This window comes from Hydrogenophaga pseudoflava NBRC 102511 (genome assembly GCF_001592285.1).
GTDB classification, from domain to species: domain Bacteria; phylum Pseudomonadota; class Gammaproteobacteria; order Burkholderiales; family Burkholderiaceae_C; genus Hydrogenophaga; species Hydrogenophaga pseudoflava.
This window is the reverse complement of record NZ_BCWQ01000002.1, coordinates 1-15,047: the sequence shown is the minus strand read 5'-3', so window position 1 is coordinate 15,047 and position 15,047 is coordinate 1. Positions and strand designations below refer to the sequence as shown.

The 15,047-nt window shown below is 65.1% G+C and carries 15 protein-coding genes and 2 tRNA genes; 16 read left to right on the top strand and 1 reads right to left on the bottom strand.

Going from position 1 to position 15,047, the window contains the following annotated elements; genetic code table 11:
* The first annotated feature begins 22 nt into the window (after window positions 1-22).
* The 8 genes from HPS01S_RS02950 to rng are packed head-to-tail and all read left to right on the top strand — an operon-like array spanning window position 23 to window position 6,955.
* Window positions 23-748 carry a YebC/PmpR family DNA-binding transcriptional regulator gene (locus HPS01S_RS02950; RefSeq protein WP_066151019.1) on the top strand — a complete coding sequence of 242 codons (726 nt, stop codon included), beginning with the start codon at window positions 23-25 and terminating at the stop codon, window positions 746-748.
* Window positions 745-2,019: a phosphoribosylamine--glycine ligase gene (purD, locus tag HPS01S_RS02945; protein WP_066151016.1), complete on the top strand. Its 1,275-nt coding sequence runs from the start codon at window positions 745-747 to the stop codon at window positions 2,017-2,019. The genes HPS01S_RS02950 and purD overlap by 4 nt, the downstream gene beginning before the upstream one ends.
* 2 nt (window positions 2,020-2,021) lie before the next feature.
* On the top strand, window positions 2,022-2,936 hold the full coding sequence (gene hemF / locus HPS01S_RS02940) for an oxygen-dependent coproporphyrinogen oxidase (protein WP_066151013.1): 915 nt from the start codon (window positions 2,022-2,024) through the stop codon (window positions 2,934-2,936).
* Complete coding sequence (nadD, locus tag HPS01S_RS02935; protein ID WP_066151011.1) at window positions 2,936-3,586, top strand: nicotinate (nicotinamide) nucleotide adenylyltransferase; 651 nt, start codon at window positions 2,936-2,938, stop codon at window positions 3,584-3,586. Before hemF ends, nadD begins: the two co-directional genes overlap by 1 nt.
* Window positions 3,583-4,293, top strand: a complete 711-nt coding sequence (gene rsfS / locus HPS01S_RS02930; RefSeq protein WP_066151008.1) for a ribosome silencing factor — start codon at window positions 3,583-3,585, stop codon at window positions 4,291-4,293. The genes nadD and rsfS overlap by 4 nt, the downstream gene beginning before the upstream one ends.
* Complete coding sequence (gene rlmH / locus HPS01S_RS02925; RefSeq protein ID WP_066151004.1) at window positions 4,290-4,757, top strand: 23S rRNA (pseudouridine(1915)-N(3))-methyltransferase RlmH; 468 nt, start codon at window positions 4,290-4,292, stop codon at window positions 4,755-4,757. Before rsfS ends, rlmH begins: the two co-directional genes overlap by 4 nt.
* A gap of 6 nt (window positions 4,758-4,763) precedes the next feature.
* On the top strand, window positions 4,764-5,387 hold the full coding sequence (locus HPS01S_RS02920) for a Maf family protein (protein WP_066151001.1): 624 nt from the start codon (window positions 4,764-4,766) through the stop codon (window positions 5,385-5,387).
* A gap of 26 nt (window positions 5,388-5,413) precedes the next feature.
* Window positions 5,414-6,955, top strand: coding sequence for a ribonuclease G (rng, locus tag HPS01S_RS02915; RefSeq protein ID WP_066150998.1), 1,542 nt, complete (start codon window positions 5,414-5,416; stop codon window positions 6,953-6,955).
* 8 nt (window positions 6,956-6,963) lie between these two features.
* Here the strand turns inward: rng and msbA are convergent, their stop codons facing one another.
* Window positions 6,964-8,775 carry a lipid A export permease/ATP-binding protein MsbA gene (msbA, locus tag HPS01S_RS02910; RefSeq protein WP_066150995.1) on the bottom strand — a complete coding sequence of 604 codons (1,812 nt, stop codon included), beginning with the start codon at window positions 8,773-8,775 and terminating at the stop codon, window positions 6,964-6,966.
* A gap of 148 nt (window positions 8,776-8,923) precedes the next feature.
* Here msbA and tolB point away from each other — a divergent pair, with 148 nt between their 5' ends.
* The 8 genes from tolB to HPS01S_RS02870 form a co-directional block, all read left to right on the top strand.
* Window positions 8,924-10,234: a Tol-Pal system beta propeller repeat protein TolB gene (gene tolB / locus HPS01S_RS02905; RefSeq protein ID WP_143434266.1), complete on the top strand. Its 1,311-nt coding sequence runs from the start codon at window positions 8,924-8,926 to the stop codon at window positions 10,232-10,234.
* Window positions 10,235-10,301: 67 nt separating this feature from the next.
* On the top strand, window positions 10,302-10,874 hold the full coding sequence (pal, locus tag HPS01S_RS02900; protein ID WP_079365802.1) for a peptidoglycan-associated lipoprotein Pal: 573 nt from the start codon (window positions 10,302-10,304) through the stop codon (window positions 10,872-10,874).
* A gap of 49 nt (window positions 10,875-10,923) precedes the next feature.
* Window positions 10,924-11,676, top strand: a complete 753-nt coding sequence (gene ybgF, locus HPS01S_RS02895; protein WP_255284142.1) for a tol-pal system protein YbgF — start codon at window positions 10,924-10,926, stop codon at window positions 11,674-11,676.
* A 56-nt stretch (window positions 11,677-11,732) separates the two neighbouring features.
* The gene (locus HPS01S_RS02890; protein ID WP_066150989.1) at window positions 11,733-12,845 is read left to right on the top strand and encodes a YeeE/YedE family protein; all 1,113 of its coding nucleotides are present in this window, start codon (window positions 11,733-11,735) and stop codon (window positions 12,843-12,845) included.
* The gene (locus tag HPS01S_RS02885; protein ID WP_066150986.1) at window positions 12,842-13,657 is read left to right on the top strand and encodes a tRNA threonylcarbamoyladenosine dehydratase; all 816 of its coding nucleotides are present in this window, start codon (window positions 12,842-12,844) and stop codon (window positions 13,655-13,657) included. Before HPS01S_RS02890 ends, HPS01S_RS02885 begins: the two co-directional genes overlap by 4 nt.
* A gap of 46 nt (window positions 13,658-13,703) precedes the next feature.
* A tRNA-Lys gene (locus HPS01S_RS02880) sits at window positions 13,704-13,779 on the top strand.
* 55 nt (window positions 13,780-13,834) lie between these two features.
* A tRNA-Lys gene (locus tag HPS01S_RS02875) sits at window positions 13,835-13,910 on the top strand.
* 273 nt (window positions 13,911-14,183) lie between these two features.
* On the top strand, window positions 14,184-15,047 hold an 864-nt coding region (locus HPS01S_RS02870), incomplete at its 3' end, for an MCP four helix bundle domain-containing protein (protein WP_157576055.1).

Sequence of the window (15,047 nt, the reverse complement as noted above, 5' to 3'; positions counted from 1 at the left end):
GGTCAGAAAAAAGGACTCTCTCGTGGCTGGACACAGCAAATGGGCCAACATTCAACACCGCAAGGGCCGGCAGGATGAGAAGCGGGGAAAGATCTGGACGCGCGTGATCCGAGAGATCACGGTCGCAGCCCGCACGGGCGGTGGCGACCCGGCCATGAACCCGCGCCTGCGGCTGGCGATTGACAAGGCCAAGGCGGCCAACATGCCGGCCGACCGCATCAAGTACAACGTCGACAAGGCTTCGGGCAACCTCGAAGGCCAGGCGCTGGAAGAGATCCGCTACGAGGGCTACGGCATCGGTGGCGCCGCCATCATCGTCGACACCATGACCGACAACAAGGTGCGCACCGTGGCCGAGATCCGCCACGCGTTCAGCAAGTACGGTGGCAACCTGGGCACCGAAGGTTCGGTGGCCTTTCAGTTCAAGCACTGCGGTCAGATCATCTTTGCGCCCGGCACGAGCGAAGACAAGGTCATGGAAGTGGCGCTGGAAGCCGGGGCCGAAGACGTGATCACCGACGACGATGGCGCCATCGAGGTGCTGACCGCCTACACCGACTTCGAAGCGGTGAAGAACGCGCTGGAAGCGGCTGGCCTCAAGCCCGAAGTGGCCGAGGTGACCATGCGGCCCGAAAACACCATCGAGCTGACCGGCGACGACGCCGCCCGCATGCAGAAGCTGCTGGATGTCATCGAAGACCTGGACGATGTGCAGGACGTGTTCCACAACGCCGAGATCAACGAATGAAAGTCCTGGTGATTGGCGGCGGTGGCCGCGAGCACGCGCTGGCGTGGAAACTCAAGCAGTCTGAAGGCGTGGAGCAGGTGTTTGTCGCACCGGGCAATGCGGGCACCGCGCGCGATGTGCAGCTGACGAACCTGCCCATCACCGACAAGGTGGCGCTGCGCGAATGGGCGCAGGCCAACGGCATCGGCCTGACCGTGGTCGGCCCCGAGGCGCCGCTGGCGGCCGGTGTGGTGGACGAGTTCCGTGCCCATGGTCTGGCCATCTTCGGTCCGACGCAGAAGGCCGCGCAACTCGAAAGCTCCAAGGCCTTCAGCAAGGCCTTCATGCAGCGCCATGGCATTCCCACGGCCGAGTACCAGACCTTCACCGACGCGGCGCAGGCCCATGCCTATGTGGACGCCAAGGGCGCGCCCATCGTGATCAAGGCCGACGGGCTGGCAGCGGGCAAGGGCGTGGTGGTGGCGATGTCGCTGGTCGAAGCGCACGAGGCCATCGACTTCATGCTGCTGGACAACAAGTTGGGCGTGGCGCACAACGAAGGCGGCGCTCGCGTGGTGATTGAGGAGTTCCTCGAAGGCGAAGAGGCCAGCTTCATCGTGCTGTGTGACGGAGTGAACGCGCTGGCGCTGGCCACCAGCCAGGACCACAAGCGCCTGCTGGACGCCGACCAGGGTCCGAACACCGGCGGTATGGGCGCCTATTCGCCTGCGCCGGTGGTGACGCCCGCGGTGCACCAGCGCGCCATGGACGAGGTGATCCTGCCCACGCTGCGTGGGATGGCGGCCGACGGCATTCCTTACACCGGTTTCCTGTACGCCGGCCTGATGATCACGCCCGATGGCCGTGTGAAGACGCTCGAATTCAACTGCCGCATGGGCGACCCGGAGACCCAGCCGATCATGATGCGGCTGCGTTCCAACCTGGCCCAGGTGCTGCTCTCGGCCACCCGCGCCGAGCTGGACCAGGTGACGCTGGACTGGGACCCGCGCGTGGCGCTGGGCGTGGTGCTGGCCGCCGCCGGTTACCCCATGAACCCGCGCAAGGGCGACGCCATCAGTGGCCTGCCAGCCGACGAGGCCGACCGCATGGTGTTTCACGCCGGAACGGCCGATGCCAACGGTCAGGTGGTGGTCTCGGGCGGCCGCGTGCTGTGCGTGACGGCGCTGGCCGACACGGTGGCCGCCGCGCAGCAGAAGGCCTACGGCGTGGTCGATGGCATCCGCTTCGACGGCATGCAGTGCCGCCGCGACATCGGTTATCGGGCGCTCTGACCATGAAAAATCCCACCCAGAGGGTCCGCGACCACCTCGTCAACCTCCAGGACCGCATCACGTCCACCATCGCCGTGGTCGACGGTGGCTCCTTTGTGGTGGACCGCTGGAAAAAGCCGGCGGGCGAGCGCCTGCAGGGCAGCGGGATCACGCAGATCCTCGAAAACGGCCCGGTGTTTGAGCGGGCGGGGTGCGGGTTCTCCCATGTCACAGGGCCCGCCTTGCCGCCATCGGCCACCCAGCACCGGCCGGAACTCTCGGGGGCGCCTTTCGAGGCCATGGGCGTCTCGCTGGTGTTTCACCCGCGCAACCCCATGGTGCCGACCGTCCACATGAACGTTCGCATGATCGCTGCCACGCCGAAGGGCGGGCAACCGGTGTGCTGGTTCGGCGGGGGCATGGACCTGACGCCGTACTACGGTTTCGAGGAGGACGCCGAACACTTCCACCGCACCTGCAAGGCCGCGCTGGACCCGTTTGGTGTCGACAAATACCCTCGCTTCAAAAAGTGGTGCGACGAGTACTTCTACCTGAAGCACCGCGACGAGCAGCGTGGCATCGGTGGCGTGTTCTTCGACGACTTCTCGGAGCTGGGCTTCGAGGGCAGTTTCGCCATGATGCGATCGGTGGGCGATGCCTTCCTGGACGCTTACCTGCCCATCGTGGACCGTCGCAAGACGCTTCCTTCTGGTGAGCGTGAGCGGGAGTTCCAGCTCTACCGCCGTGGCCGCTATGTGGAATTCAACCTGGTCTGGGACCGTGGCACCCACTTCGGCTTGCAATCTGGCGGGCGCAGCGAGTCCATCCTGTTGTCCATGCCCCCCCTGGTGAGCTGGTCCTACCAGCGCCAGGAAGCGCCCGGCTCCCACGAGGCACAGCTCTACAGCGACTTCCTGGTGCGCAAGGACTGGGTTTGATGTCTTCTGGGCGGTCGAACGACCGGACGGTGCCCGTACGAAGGGTCGGCCTGTTCGGCGGCGCATTCGATCCGCCGCACCGTGCGCACCGACTGTTGGTGGAGTCTGCGCTGGATGTGCTGCGGCTCGACCGCCTGCACATCCTGCCCACCGGGCGTGCCTGGCACAAGGCGCGCGCGCTCAGCCCGGCGGAGCACCGGCTGGCCATGTGTGAGCTGGCCTTTGGCGACCTGGGGCGCGTGTGCGTGGACCGCCGCGAAATCGATCGCCCGGGCGACTCGTACACCATCGACACCCTGAACGAACTGGCGCGTGAATATCCGGGTGCCGAGCTGTTCCTGATCATCGGCGAAGACCAGCTGGCCGCCTTCAGGACCTGGAAGCGCTGGCCAGAGGTGCTTGACCTGGCGCGGCTGGTGGTGGCGGGACGTCCCGGCTTCCCGTCTCCTGCGACCCGCGTATCTGGTGATGTCAGCAACGACCCGCCCGTGCCCCACCTTCGGCTTCCGTTGCCGCTTTCGCCCATCAGCTCCACCGCCCTCCGCTCGATGGCGTCTGCCGGCGCGGCGCCCCAGGAACTGGCCGCGCTGGTGCCCGAAGCCGTCGCCGGCTATATTTCCACCCATTCCCTTTACCAACAGCCTTCATGACCAGCGAAACCACCGCCAAAAAAGACATCCAGAAACTCCAGCGTGCCATCGTCGACGGTCTGGAGGACGTCAAGGGCCAGGACATCGTGGTCTTCAATACCGAAACGCTGTCCCCGCTGTTCGAACGCGTGATCATCGCCAGCGGCACCTCCAACCGGCAGACCAAGGCGCTTGCGTCCAGCGTTCGCGACGCTGTGCGGGAGGCCGGCTTCGACAAACCCCGCATCGAGGGCGAGGACAACGGTGAGTGGATCATCATCGACTGCGGTCAGGCGGTCGCCCATGTGATGCAACCGGTGATCCGGCAGTACTACCGCCTCGAAGAGATCTGGGGCCAGAAGCCGGTACGACTCAAGAGTGCTGCCGAGAAGGCCGCCGAGGCGCGCGCGGCCGCCAAGCCGGCGGGCAAGACCACCCGCAAGGGCGTCGAGAAAGAGGTCAAGCCGGTGGACGCCAAGTCCGTGGCCCGCAAGCAGGCCAAGGCGGCCGCTGCTGCGGCGGCACCCGCGAAAGCGCCTGCCAAGAAGGCCACAGCCAAGACTGCAGCCGTCAAGACACCCGCGGCCAAGGCGACACGCAAGACCGCTGGCTCGGCCAAGACGGCCCAACCCAAAGCGGTGCTGCCCAAGCTGGTCGTGAACAAGCCCAAGCCGGCGGCGAAGAAACCCGCCGCCGCGAAAAAGGCCGCGCCCAAGAAGAAGGCATGAAGCTGGTGATCGTCGCGGTCGGGCAGCGCATGCCCGACTGGGCCCAGACCGCCTACGACGACTACGCCAAACGCTTTCCGCCCGAACTCCGGGTGGAACTCAAGACCGTAAAAACCGAGCCGCGTGGCGCCAAGACGGTGGAAACCATCATGGCTGCCGAGCGTGAGCGCATCGTGGCCGCGCTGCCCAAGGGCTGCCGCGTGGTGGTGCTCGACGAGCGTGGGGCGCAGCTGACCACCAAGGCGTTGGCCCAGCAGCTCAAGGCCTGGCAGCTCGGTGGCGACGATGTGGCGCTGGTGATCGGTGGGCCGGACGGCCTCGAACCCGCGTTTCGCGAAGCGGCCCACCAGCGCATCCGCCTGTCGGACATGACGTTGCCCCATGCCATGGTCCGGGTGCTGCTGATCGAGCAGCTCTATCGCGCATGGTCGATCAACGCCAACCACCCTTACCACCGGGAATGATCCACCGTGAGTGACTTCATCTACCTGGCTTCCCAGAGCCCCCGCCGCAAGCAGTTGCTTGAACAGTGGGGTGTGAGCTGCGAGCTGCTGTTGCCCGATGCCGACGAGGATATCGAGGCCCTGGAGGCGGTGAAACCCGGCGAGGCGCCTGCCGCCTACGTGCAGCGGGTCACCGCTCTGAAGCTGGAGGCGTCCGTTGACCGGCTTCGGCGCAGGGGATGGCCGCTGGCGCCGGTGCTGTGCGCAGACACCACCGTGGCGCTCGGGCGCCGCATTCTGGGCAAGCCTGCCGACGCCGCCGAGGCCCGGCGCATGCTGTCCGATCTGTCCGGCCGTCGCCATCGCGTGCTGACGGCGGTGGCGGTGGCGCGACCCGGGGTCCGGGGTCCGGGCCGCCAGTGGGCGGTGCTGTCCACCTCGCGGGTCGAGTTCGACCCGTGGAGCGGCGCGGACATCCGGCGCTACGTGGACAGCGGCGAGCCCATGGGCAAGGCAGGTGCCTATGCCATCCAGGGCGCGGCGGCCCTGCACATCCGGCACATCAGCGGCAGTTACTCGGGCATCATGGGTTTGCCGGCCCATGAAACCGCGCAACTCCTGCGGGCTGCTGGCGTGCGGCTGGCCTGCTGAACCCTGAACACAATCACGAGGCATCGATGAGCCAGGACATCCTGATCAACTGGGCACCCCAGGAAACCCGCGTGGCGGTGGTGGAGCAGGGCGCGGTGCAGGAAGTGCACCTCGAACGCACGCTGGAGCGCGGCCTCGTGGGGAACATCTACCTGGGCAAGGTGTCCCGCGTGCTGCCGGGCATGCAATCGGCTTTCATCGACATTGGCCTGGACCGTGCGGCCTTCCTGCACGTCGCTGACCTGATGCCCAACATCAACGCCAAGCACGCGGCGCCGCGCGAGCGTGCCGCCGCCCAGCCGGGGTCCGAGGCTCCCAACGGCGGCGCCAACCGCGTGCTGACCCCTGACCCGGTGCAACCGATCGAGCGGCAGATCTTTGAAGGACAGGCGCTGATGGTCCAGGTCCTGAAGGACCCGATTGGCACCAAGGGCGCCCGCCTGACCGCGCAGATCAGCATCGCTGGCCGGCTGCTGGTGTTTCTGCCGCAGGACAACCACATCGGCGTGTCGCAGAAGATTCCCTCGGCTCAGCGCGAGTCGCTGCGCCAGCGCCTGCTGACACTGACGGCCATGCCCGACGGCAGTGCGGCCGGTGGCTTCATCCTGCGCACCAACGCCGAGGACGCCAGCGACGAAGAACTGGGCGAAGACATTGCCTACCTGCGCAAGACCTGGCAGCGCATCAAGGATGCGGCTTCGCGCCAGCCTGCGGCCACCGTGCTGCATGTGGACCTCAACCTGATGCAGCGGGTGTTGCGCGACCTGGTGGGCGCGCAGACGCACTCGATCCGCATCGATTCCCGCGAGCAGTTCGGGCTGCTGCAGTCCTTCGCCGCGGAATTCATGCCCGACACCGCCAGCAAGCTGCAGCTCTACACCGGCGAGCGACCGATCTTCGACCTGTTCAACATCGACGAGGAGATAACGCGCGCGCTCAGTCGCCGGGTCGACCTCAAGTCTGGTGGTTATCTGGTGATCGACCAGACCGAAGCGCTGACCACGGTCGACGTGAACACGGGCGGGTTCGTCGGGGCCCGGAATTTCGACGACACCGTCTTCCGCACCAATCTGGAGGCCGCGCAGGCCATCGCGCGCCAGCTGCGGCTGCGCAATCTGGGCGGCATCGTCATCGTGGACTTCATCGACATGGTGCGCGAAGACCACCGCGACGCCGTGCTGACCGAGTTCCGCAAACAGTTGTCGCGAGACCGCGTCAAGACCATGACCGGCGGCTTTTCGCAGCTCGGCCTGGTGGAGATGACCCGCAAGCGCACCCGCGAGTCCCTGGCCCACATGCTCAGCGAGCCGTGCCCGTCCTGCGATGGCAAGGGTGTGGTGAAAACTGCGCGCAGCGTCTGCTACGACATCCTGCGCGAAATCCTGCGCGAGGCGCGTGCCTTCAGCCCACGCGAGTTCCGGGTGGTGGCTTCACCCCGGGTGATCGAGCTTTTTCTGGACGAGGAGGGGCAGCACCTGGCGGGTCTTTCGGACTTCATCGGCAAGCCCATCTCTCTGCAGGCCGAGAGTTCGATGACCCAGGAGCAGTACGACATCGTCCTGCTCTGAGTCCTGGTTCACGCCGCCTCGGGCTCCGGTGAGAAGCCCTGGGCGTGCAGACGTGCGTAGAGGCCGCCCGCGCGCAGCAGCACCTGGTGGGTGCCTTGCTCCTCGATGCGGCCGTTGGCCAGCACGACCACGCGGTCGGCGTGCTCGATGGTCGAGAGCCGGTGGGCGATCACCAGCGTCGTGCGGCCTTTCATGAGGCGGGCCAGCGCTTCCTGCACCAGCCGCTCGGACTCGTTGTCCAGCGCCGAGGTGGCTTCGTCGAGGATCAGGACCGGCGCATCCTTGTAGATCGCCCGGGCAATCGCCAGGCGCTGGCGCTGTCCGCCCGACAGCTCGGCGGCGTTGTGTCCGACGCTGCTGTGGATGCCCCTCGGAAGCCTTGCAACCAGTTCGCCCAGGTTGGCCGAATGCAGGGCGGCGAGCACCTTCTCCTCGTCGATGGCACCTTCCGCGGCCCCCAGCGCCACGTTGGCGGCGAGCGTGTCGTTGAGCATGATCACGTCCTGGCTGACCATCGCGAACTGCCTGCGCAGGCAGTGCAGGTCCCAATCCGTCAGGACCACACCGTCGAGCAGCACGTCGCCGTGCAGCACCTCGACAAAACGGGGCAGCAGGTTGGCGAGCGTGGTCTTGCCAGAACCGGAAGGGCCCACCAGCGCCAGCACCTCACCCGGCTGCACCTGCAGCGACACGCCGCACAGCGCCGTGCGGTTGACCTCGTCGTCGCTGGTGTTTTCGTCTTCCCGCGACGGGTAGCGCACCCAGACGTCCTTCAGCTCGATGGCGCCCTGGACGCGCTCGGCCTGGTGGGTGCCGCTGGACTGTTCGGGTGTGTCCTCGATCAGCTCCAGTCCGCGCTCCAGGGCCGCCAGGCCCCTGGTGATGGGGCCGGCGATCTCGGCCAGGTGCCGGATAGGCGCCACCAGCATCAGCATGGCCGTGACGAAGGCCACAAAATTGCCGACAGTGACGCCGCTGCGGCTGCTCTGCCACAAGGCCACGGCGATCACCGCCGACAGGGCCACTGCCGCCAGCATCTGCGTGAGCGGTGTCATGGCCGCCTGCGCGATGGTCGACTTCAGCGCCAGCCGCCGCAGGCGCACGCTCAGCGACTCGAAGCGCTCGGACTGACGCTCCTGCGCGCCGTGCAGACGGACCATGCGGTGGGCGAGGGCATTCTCCTCGACCACATAGGCCAGCTCGTCGGTGGCTTGTTGGCTGGATTTGGTGAGGCTGTAGAGGCGGCGCGAGAGCACCCGCATCACCACCACCAGCGCCGGGAACAGGAAGAGCACGATGAGGGTGAGCTTCCAGTTCAGATACATGAGATAGCCCAACAACGCCAGCAGTGTGAGGCTGTCCTTGGCCAGGGTCAGCAGTGCGTTGACCAGCAGGGTTGAGCCTGTCTGCACTTCGTAGACCAGTGTGTTGGAGAGCTTGCTGGCGCTCTGGCGGGCGAACAGCGTCAGCTGCGCGTCGTTGAGCTTGGCAAACATGGCGCGTCGAAGATTGAGCAGGCCCAGGCTGGCGGTGTAGGACAGTGCGTACTGCGCGAGGAAGCCGGCCAGCCCGCGGATGCCGAACAGTCCCACCAGAGCCACAGGGACCATCCAGAGGTCGATGTTTCCTTCAGAGAAGCCACTGTCCAGCAGCGTCTTGAGTAGCGCGGGAATCATCGGCTCGGTGAGTGCTCCGATGATGGTGCAGATCACCGCCAGCACGATGCCCGCCGACGCCGAGCGGAAGTAAGGCCAGAACCTCACCAGGCGCTCGCGGATGGTGGCGGAGGGTGGTGCAGCAGGGGTGGAGGGCGAGGTCAAGGCGGCGGTCGGTGGTTCGTGAGGCTCGGCGAGAGGGCTCCGGGCCCGCGTGCAGCAAGGATATGGCACATCTTGTCACGGTCGGGGAATGCGCTTCCGGTATTATCCGACGGCAGCGCTTTCTGTCGCTGACACCAACACCCGACGCATGCTGGATTTGAATCGACCCGAATGGCTGCCCACGCGGCGGCATCTGTTGTCCCAAGCCGCCGTCCTCCCGCTGGCGGCACTTCCCCTCCAAAACGCTCTGGCGCAATTTCGCGTCGAAGTCTCCGGCGCTGGTGTGACCCAGATTCCGATTTCTGGCGTGGCTTTCCGCGACAACGGTCTGGCCAATCAGGACATGATCGCGATTGTCCGGGCCGACCTCGAGCGCAGTGGGCAGTTCAAGTTCATCGAGCCGCTGCCGGTCCGTCTGGACGAGACCTCGAGACCCGATCTGGCTGCCTGGCGCGAGAAAGGCACGGACGCTCTGCTGACCGGCAGCGTGTCCAAGCTTGCCGATGGACGCTTCGACATCCGCTTCCGGCTCTGGGATTCGGTTCGCGGACAGGACCTTGGAGGGCTCAGCTACCCGGTCAACGCCAGCGATCTGCGTTACGCGGCGCACCGTATCGCCGACTACGTGTACGAGAAGCTCACGGGTGAAAAAGGGGTGTTCGCCACCCGCATCGCGTACGTGACCAAGAACGGTCCGCGCTACACCCTGCTGGTGGCCGACTCCGATGGTGAAAACGCGAAGGCCACACTGAGCAGTCCTGAACCGATCATTTCCCCGAGCTGGGCGCCCGGTGGTGGGCAACTGGCCTATGTGTCGTTCGAATCGCGCAAACCCGTCATCTACTCGCACGATGTAGCCACCGGAAAAAGGCGCCTGCTGGCCAACTTCCGCGGCTCCAACAGCGCGCCCTCCTGGTCGCCGGATGGTCGCCAGGTCGTGGCCACACTGTCTCTCTCGGGCAATGCGCAGGTGTATGCCATGGACGCCAATGGCGGCCAGCCGCGCCGGCTAACCCAGTCGGGCAGCATCGACACCGAGCCAGTGTTCAGTGCCGATGGTCGCTCGATCTTCTTCGTGAGCGACCGTGGTGGCTCGCCCCAGATCTACCGCATGGGTGCCGGCGGCGAAAACCCTCAGCGCCTGACCTTCACCGGCAACTACAACATTTCTCCGGCACCCAGCCCCGACGGGCGCTGGCTGGCCTTCATCTCCCGCGTGGGCGGGGCATTCCGCCTGCACGTCATGGAGCTGTCCAGTGGCAATGTCACTGCGCTGAGCGATGCGAGCGCAGACGAAAGCCCCAGTTTTGCACCCAACAGCCGACTCATCGTGTACGCCACCCGTGATCGAGGCCAAGAGGCTCTGATGACGTCGACCGTCGACGGTCGTGTCAAGACGCGGCTGACCGGTGCCCAGGGCGACATCCGAGAGCCCGAGTGGGGTCCGTTCGTCCGCTGACCCCTGCCGCTTTGGTGCCTTGCCTCTTTTCAAAACCAACCAACCCGATTCAGAAAGGGACCTGTCAATGAACAACACCTCGACCCCGGCTGCGCAACGCAAAACTTCCCAATGGGCCTCCCGGCTCGGCGCCTTGATCCTGGTGGCATCGCTCGCGGCCTGCGGCTCCAGCGTGAAGCTGGATGAAGCGCCGGTCGAAGACCGCAACACCACCACTGGCCAGGCCGGTCAGGATGGCACCGGTTCCGGCGTCGATCCGCGTGGCGTCACCGGGGTGCAGGTTCCTGGCATGGACTCTGAGCAGCCTGCTGCGCTCTCCCGCATCGTCTATTTCGACTACGACAGCTTCGAGATTCGTGCCGAATACACCGCGGCTCTGGAAGCCAACGCCCGCTATCTCAAGGCCAACCCGAACCGCAAGGTGGCGCTAGAAGGTCATACCGACGAGCGCGGTGGCCGTGAGTACAACCTGGCGCTGGGCCAGAAGCGCGCAGAGGCCGTTCGCCGTTCGCTGGCGCTGCTGGGTGTGAGCGAGTCCCAGATGGAGCCGGTGAGCTTCGGGGAAGAGAAGCCCGCCGCGATGGGCATGGACGAGACGTCCTATGCCAAGAATCGCCGCGTGGAAATGACCTACCGCTGACATGACCGTGCGCACATCTGCTGTCCTGTCTGTTCGAGTCGCAGCTGCCATGGCGCTGGTTGGCGCTTGCCTGTGGCCGCCGCAGGCCCATGCCTTGTTCGACGACGATGAGGCGCGCAAGGCGATCCTGGACCTTCGGCAGAAATTTGACGCTTACAAGCTGGAAATCGATGCAAAGCTCAATCGCATGGCAGCAGAGTCGCGCGATGCGGGCTCGGCCGGCCAGCGGAGCCTGCTGGAGCTCTCCAACCAGAACGAACAGCTCAGGTCTGAGATTGCCCGTCTGCGTGGCCAGAACGAGCAACTGGCTCGCGAGGTGTCCGAGCTGCAGCGCTTGCAGAAGGATGTCCAGGCGGGTGTTGATGCGCGTCTGAAACAGGTTGAGCCCAGCAAGGTGTCGGTCGACGGCGCGGAGTTCTCTGCGTCACCAGAGGAGCAGCGCGAATACGACGCAGCCATGGAACTGCTGCGCAAGTCGGACTTCGCCGGAGCCGCCTCCGCCTACTCGGCCTTCCTGCGGCGTTTCCCCGGCAGTGGTTACATCCCTTCTGCCCTGTACTGGCAGGGCAATGCCTTGTACGCCACCCGTGCATACAAGGAGTCGATTGACAGCCACCGGCGTCTGGTGAGTCAGTACCCGACCCACATGCGCACCCCTGAAGCCATGCTCGCGATGGCCAACAGCCAGGTTGAACTCAAGGACAGCAAGTCGGCCAAGCGCACGCTGGAGACCCTGGTCCGGACCTATCCCCAGTCCGAAGCAGCTGCAGCGGGCCGCGAGCGTCTGTCGCGTCTGCGCTGATCCTGCCAGAAGCCTCCACCCCGCCTGGGGTGGAGGGCCGCTTCTACAATCGCCGGATGGACCTCGCCGGCATTCAAACTCTTCAAACCACTGTTCTCTGGGCCGCATTCGCGGCCTCTTGTCTTTTCGGCTTCATCGCCCAGCGGACGCAGTTCTGCACCATGGGGGCGGTGAGCGACATCGTCAACATGGGGTCCTGGACCCGCATGCGGATGTGGGGCATGGCGGTGGGTGTGGCCATGATCGGCTTCTACGGCATGGGCTGGCTGGGCTGGATCGACACCGGCAAGACCATCTACAGCTCCGGGCGCATCATCTGGCTGTCCGCGCTCGTGGGCGGCCTGCTGTTCGGCTTCGGCATGGTGCTGGCCTCCGGCTGCGGCAGCAAGACGCTGGTGCGCATCGGAGCGGGCAGCCTGAAGTCGCTGGTGGTGTTCTTCGTCATGGGCTTTTTTGCGTTCGCCACCCTGCGCGGAGTTTTTGCCGTGCTGCGCGTGAATACGGTTGACAAGGTCGCCGTGGACATTGCTGCTGGCGGGAGTGTGCCCATGTGGTTGACGCAGTTTTTCGGTTTTGCTCCCGACGTATCCGGTCTGGTTGCCGCGCTGCTGGTGGGGGGCGCGCTGATGTTCTGGGCGCTGCTAGGGAAGGACTTCCGCACGCCGGACGGATTGCTGGCCGGTGTCGGGCTGGGCGCGGTGATCGCATGGATGTGGTGGATCAGTGGCCACCTTGGCTTTGTGCCAGAGCATCCCGAGACGCTGGAATCGGTGTATCTCGCGACAAACAGCGGGCGCATGGAATCGCTGACCTTCACGGCGCCGATGGCCTACCTGCTGGATTGGCTCATTTTCTACAGTGACACCTCCAAGGTGCTGACACTGGGCGTGGTGACGGTGGTCGGCGTGGTCGTTGGCTCGTTCGTTCAGTCGCTGCTGTCTCGCAGCTTTCGCTGGGAGGGATTTCGCGACACCCAGGACACGGCGTTGCACCTTGCTGGAGCCGCCTGCATGGGTGTGGGCGGCGTGACCGCCATGGGTTGCACGGTCGGCCAGGGACTGTCGGGTCTGTCCACGCTGAGCCTGACCAGTGCCATTGCAGTGACCGGCATCATGATCGGGGCTGTACTGGGCTTCCGTTTCCAGATCTGGCTGCTTGAACGCGAATGAACGCAGATTTCGACAGGCGCTTCGGCGGCATGCGCCGCCTCTACGGCGTTCAGGGCGCACAAGCGGTGTTTGACGCGCATGTGATGGTGGTGGGCATTGGGGGGGTGGGGTCCTGGGCCGTGGAAGGCCTCGCGCGCAGCGGCGTGGGGCGCCTGACGCTGGTCGACATGGACCATGTGGCCGAGTCCAATATCAATAGACAGATCCATGCGCTGACCGACACCTTGGGCATGGCCAAGGTCGCGGCCATGCGCGAGCGGATTGCGCAGATCAACCCTGCATGCGTGGTCGAGACAGTCGACGACTTCGTGACGGAGGAAAACTGGCCTGTGCTCGGCGCTAGGCTGCTGGAGCATGCAGGACCGGTCGCAGTCATCGATGCCTGTGATCAGGTGCGTGCCAAAACGGCCATGGCGGCGTGGGCCATGGCGTGCGGGGCCAACTTTGTGTCCGTGGGCGCAGCGGGGGGCAAACGCAAGCCGCAGGCCGTCGAGGTTGGAGACTTGGCCGAGGTCACCCACGACCCGCTGCTAGCCCAGTTGCGGTACAGGCTGCGCAGGGCACACGGCGCGCCACGCACCCGTCGCATGGGTGTGAGCTGTGTGTTCAGCCGCGAGGCCGTGGCGCCGCCCGATGCGTCGTGCAATCTTTCGTCATCCGATGGATCGCTCAACTGCCATGGTTACGGGTCGGTGGTCAGCGTGACGGCAAGCTTCGGGCTGTGTTCGGCGGGGAGCGTGCTCAACGCTCTCGCAGATTGCGCATCAAACAAACTGGGCATGCTTTCGAAACGGCCTGAAATGACGCTATAATTTGAGGCTTCGCGCTATCCGATTCGTAAGACAACGGAATGTGTGCGGGGCGTTAGCTCAGTTGGTAGAGCAGCGGACTCTTAATCCGTAGGTCGAGTGTTCGAGTCACTCACGCCCCACCAGTTTATTTGGTATGTGAAGTTCCTGGCTGAAGTCAGGGTCACCGTTCGATTTGATGGGACGTTAGCTCAGTTGGTAGAGCAGCGGACTTTTAATCCGTTGGTCGGCAGTTCGAGCCTGCCACGTCCTACCAAAATCCTCTCTCTGAGGACATAGAAAGCCTGCTACTTTTTTGGTAGCAGGCTTTTTTTGTTGGCGTTCCCGCTGCCTGCGCAGGAATGGCCGGGTTTGGCTGTGCTCATTCGGCCTTCAGTCCGTGCCAGGGTGTCCGATATTCCAGAAACCCATTGCCATCTTGGCGTGCTTCCACCACACAGAGGCATTGTCGGAGTGGGGAAGGTGGAGCTGCTCCTTGCGACGCATACAGCTCTGTTCGGACGGGCAGTGAATCAAACGGGGACACCACATGGGACTGATCATCAAGGCCCTGCGCCAATGGCGAATCCGCACACGCATGGTTGCCCTGCTTGTGATCGCACTGACTCTGGTGTGCCTTGTGGCCGCGGCCGGGGTCCTGTCCCTGCAACTGCAAAGCCAGCGCACCGACGAGTTCATCAACCGCTCGCTGCATTTGTCTCACCAGCTCAGTGAGATCAACCGAAAGGTCGGGGACATCAATCGGGCGGAAAAGGACATGGTCATCTACTACGACGACCGCATCACGCTCAACCAGCACCGGGATCGGTGGACAGCCGCGGTGGCTGCGGTGCAGAAGCAACTGGGCGTTCTGCTGGACGGCGCCGGCGAGAAGGCGGCCCCACCGCTCAAAGAGGCGCTCACCAGGCTGGAGGCGTATGAAGCCGCCACCAAACAGATCGTGTTGCAGGTAGAGGACGGTGCCTACGACAACAGCCACACGGCCGACAAGATGCTGGGACAGGCCAAGGAACAGATGCGCCTGATCGAGGCGGCGTTGCAGGCGCTGGCGCAGGTGCTGGATACCGATGCCGCCGAAGCGCGCGCCGCGCGAGAGCAGGGCGTCCAGCAGGCCACCATGATCAGCCTGGGCGTGCTGGTGGCCGTGGCGGCACTGCTAGTGCCATTCGTCTGGCTCAACATGCGCAGCATCTGTGCCCCACTGGACCAGGCGCGCGAACTGGCCAGCGCCATTGCCCAAGGTGATCTGACCCGCCATGTGGACACTGATGGGCGCGACGAAACCGCCGCCATGTTGACCTCGTTGCAGTCCATGCAGGTGTCGCTTCAGGCGGCTGTGACGCAGGTGCGCCAGGCCAGCGACAGCATCGGCACGGCGAGCGCGGAGATTGCA